This is a genomic window from Sphaerospermopsis kisseleviana CS-549, assembly GCF_028329225.1.
GTDB lineage: Bacteria > Cyanobacteriota > Cyanobacteriia > Cyanobacteriales > Nostocaceae > Sphaerospermopsis > Sphaerospermopsis kisseleviana.
Genome location: NZ_JAQMTI010000133.1, coordinates 1 through 3,714, shown reverse-complemented (window position 1 = coordinate 3,714; position 3,714 = coordinate 1). Strand labels below are relative to the sequence as shown.

The window sequence follows — 3,714 nt, the reverse complement described above, 5'->3', positions numbered from 1 at the left end:
GGGGACTGGGGACTGGGGACTGGGGACTGGGGACTGGGGACTGGGTAATCAATTTTATTTTTCCCCATTAGCAATTACCAATTACCAATTACCAATTACCAATTACCAATGACTACAATCTTTCTTCCTGATACAAAAGCCACACAGCAACTAGGTATTAATTTTGGGAAAAACCTAACTGCTGGTAGTGTGATTTTATTAGAAGGTGACTTGGGTGCGGGTAAAACTACCTTAGTTCAAGGTATTGGTCAGGGTTTAGGTATCACTGAATCTATTGTTAGTCCTACTTTTACCCTGATTAATGAATACACAGAAGGACGCATCCCTCTTTATCACTTAGATTTGTATCGTTTAGAACCTCAAGAGGTGACAGGCTTAAATTTAGAAAGCTACTGGGAAGGAATAGAAGTAACACCGGGAATTATTGCTATTGAATGGGCGGAAAGAATGCCATATCTACCAGATAGTTATTTAAAGGTGTGTTTAATTCATGCTGAAAATGGCACTCGTCAAGCGGAGATTACTGCTGTTAATTGTGAATTAAGTATTTTAAATATTTATATATAAAAAATATCACTTTAAAAGTGTTGAGTTAGATATAAATATCCCTTAGATCATACAACCCTATAATACCACAAAAAGTCAAGATGTCAATAACCTTGAAAAATCGTTCACTTATTGACAATATTCTCAAGATTATTGCGAATAAACCCCCTCAATTCTCAATAAACAAGCAGCAAAACTTTTTTTCGCTCTTTTATAAATAAACTAAAACAATTATTAACTCTTTGCGTCTTTGCGTCTTTGCGTGAGCATAAACAAAAATTCCTCCTCCTGTACCCTTTCCCCAAATAGTGAAAACTCTGTAGACTAAAATTAATAAACTTTATATTTCTTATTAAAGCTGGTGCAAGAGGACTTTCGGTTAATTGTTGATTTGGTTTCGGTGTTCGCTGTCGCTGCTTGTGGTGGACTACTGGCCGCATTGTTAAAACAACCCGTTTTGCTGGGATATCTTATCGGGGGGATGATAGTTGGACCAGCAGGACTGGGATTAATTAAAGAAGTTGTCCAAGTTGAAACATTGGCGCAGTTTGGTGTAGCTTTTTTACTCTTTGCTTTAGGAGTTGAATTTTCCTTAGCGGAACTGAAAAAGGTGAAAGCTATAGCTTTGGGGGGTGGTGGACTACAAATTATCCTCACTATTATTATCACAGTCTTGGTATGTGGTATTACAGGTGCTTGGGGCGCTTTACCGGCTAAAGGAGTATTTTTAGGTTGTATTTTGTCTCTATCTTCCACAGCAGTTGTTCTCAAATGTTTGATGGAACGCAACGAGACAGAAACCCCCCACGGCCAGGTCATGCTGGGTATTCTCGTTGTTCAGGACTTAGCACTGGGTTTAATGCTGGCTGTATTACCCGCACTCCATGAACCAGGGGAAGCGATTGGTTTAGCAGTCTTTACAGCTTTGGTACGCATTGGTTTATTTGCTGCGGGTGCGGTGGTTGCTGGTATTTGGTTAATTCCGCCGTTGTTGCGATTATTAGCCCGCACAGAAAGCAGAGAATTATTTTTGCTGGGTGTTGTCACATTATGTTTATGTATTGCCCTGCTAACTGAATATTTGGGTCTTTCTATTGAAATGGGGGCGTTTGTCGCGGGTTTGATGATTTCTGAAGTGGAATACGCTGATGAAACTTTAACCATTGTTGAACCGTTGCGGGATATCTTTGCGAGTTTGTTTTTTGCTGCGATCGGAATGTTGATTGATCCGGTGTTTTTGTGGCAAAACCTAGATGTGATATTGGGTTTGGTGGTTTTGGTGTTTTTGGGTAAGTTCCTGATCATCACACCTTTGGTTAAATTATTCCGCTATCCGTTAAAAACAGCTTTAATTGCAGGGTTGGGTTTAGCGCAAATTGGGGAATTTTCCTTTGTTTTAGCTAGTGAAGGTCAGGCTTTGGGGTTGGTTTCCCGGAGAATATATTTATTAACTTTGGGAACGACTGCGGTTACTTTAATGTTGACTCCCTTTGTGTTGCGGTTAGTACCATTGTTATTTAATTTTGCGGAGTCCATGCCTTGGTTAAAACCTTATTTGGTGGAAGAACAAGCGCGAGATTTTGCAGAAGACTTACCCAGGAAAGATCATATAGTGGTTTGTGGTTATGGTCGCATTGGTAAAAATTTGGTACGGTTATTGCAGTTACATGATTTGCCTGTAGTCGTTATTGATCAGTCTGAAAGTAGGATTCAACAGTTACGGGAAGCGGGTATACCTTATGTATATGGTAATGCAGTGAGTTTTCATGTGTTGGAAACTGCTGGGGTAAATCATGCTCAAGGGATGGCGATCGCTCTTCCTGATCCTGCTAGTATTCGTCTATGCTTGAAACGGGCTTTGGAGATATCCCCAGAATTAGATTTAGTGGTCCGTGCTACCCAAGATAAAAATATTGAAGTGCTTTATCAACTGGGTGCTAAGGAAGTTGTACAACCAGAATTTGAAGCGAGTCTGGAAATGGCCACCTATTTACTTACCGATGCGGGATTATTGCCAGAGGTGGTACAACGGAAAATGCAGGATATTCGTAAGGATCATTATTTAGATTTGCGTCCTGAACGTTCTGCGGCTGAAGTTTCCCAACATTTACAACAAGTTACCCGTGATTTAAACCGGCGTTGGTATGATTTACCTGATGACTCGCCTTTGATTGGGATGACGTTGGAGGAAGCGGATATGCGCTATCTGATCGGGGTGAGTTTAATGGCTATTCGTCGCGCTGATGGAACAGAAATTGATTATCCTAATAGTCAGGTGAGGTTAGAAACTGGCGATCGCCTATTAGTTGTAGGTGCAAGTAAAGAATTAGCAGCTTTGGCAGAATTTGCTAAGGGTAATGCAGCTGTTCCCGGAGAAACTAACGCTTGTCAGTGGGTGACAGTTCAAGCTAACTGTACTTTTTTGGGTAAAAATTTGGCAGATTTTACCTCTGATCAACAGTATGGAGTCAAAGTGCAAGCAATTCGGCGAGATGGCAAGTTTATCCGCTTTCCTCATGGCAACATCGAATTGAAAACAGGCGATCAAGTGCTGCTGTGCGGTAGCTTTTCTAGACTCAATCAGCTGCAACAATTTTTTACTGCTGCTTGTGAACTACCCTTAGCAATTCCCAGTGTTAAAAATGAAGAGGCAGAAACTATCAAAGAGTTGCAATGATTAAGTTTTTCGCCTAACCTTATGAATCGATCTTGGCAACTTCAACTCTAGCTTCTCTGGGAACTAAGTAGATAGGCGTTGAAATTTATCGTTGTCGCAAGGCAGGAGGCAGAAGGCAGGAGGGAAGAGGTTTTTAGGCATTTTAAATTTTGTTATATAACTTGTTTTTTTGTGCCGACTTACTTAAATCTCTTTCTACAACTGCATCACTGCGAACTTTCATATAAGCGATCGCCATTTTCCAAACGCTTATTTGCTCGTTGTTAGCATCTACAATAGATACACAATTGATATCTTGCCAAAAAACCTTACCGACGATGACATCACCAGTCATCAGTTTAAATTCAACGGTGGCTTTTTGCTTGATCCAATTTTGTAATTGTCTAATGCTAGGTAGGGTAGTGTCAAATTCTGTTGCTGGCATTTTTTATGAGGGAATAGGGAATAGGTGACTGGGGACTGGGGACTGGTGACTGGTGACTGGGGACTGG

Annotated in this window: 3 protein-coding genes; 2 read left to right on the top strand and 1 reads right to left on the bottom strand. The window is 40.7% G+C overall.

Annotated elements, in window-relative coordinates:
• The first annotated feature begins 108 nt into the window (after window positions 1–108).
• The gene (tsaE, locus tag PN497_RS11335) at window positions 109–567 is read left to right on the top strand and encodes a tRNA (adenosine(37)-N6)-threonylcarbamoyltransferase complex ATPase subunit type 1 TsaE (protein ID WP_096571795.1); all 459 of its coding nucleotides are present in this window, start codon (window positions 109–111) and stop codon (window positions 565–567) included.
• Between the two features lie 340 nt (window positions 568–907).
• Window positions 908–3,223 carry a cation:proton antiporter domain-containing protein gene (locus tag PN497_RS11330; RefSeq protein ID WP_096571794.1) on the top strand — a complete coding sequence of 772 codons (2,316 nt, stop codon included), beginning with the start codon at window positions 908–910 and terminating at the stop codon, window positions 3,221–3,223.
• A 142-nt stretch (window positions 3,224–3,365) separates the two neighbouring features.
• Here the strand turns inward: PN497_RS11330 and PN497_RS11325 are convergent, their stop codons facing one another.
• Complete coding sequence (locus PN497_RS11325) at window positions 3,366–3,647, bottom strand: Hfq-related RNA-binding protein (RefSeq protein WP_096571793.1); 282 nt, start codon at window positions 3,645–3,647, stop codon at window positions 3,366–3,368.
• Window positions 3,648–3,714 lie beyond the last annotated feature (67 nt).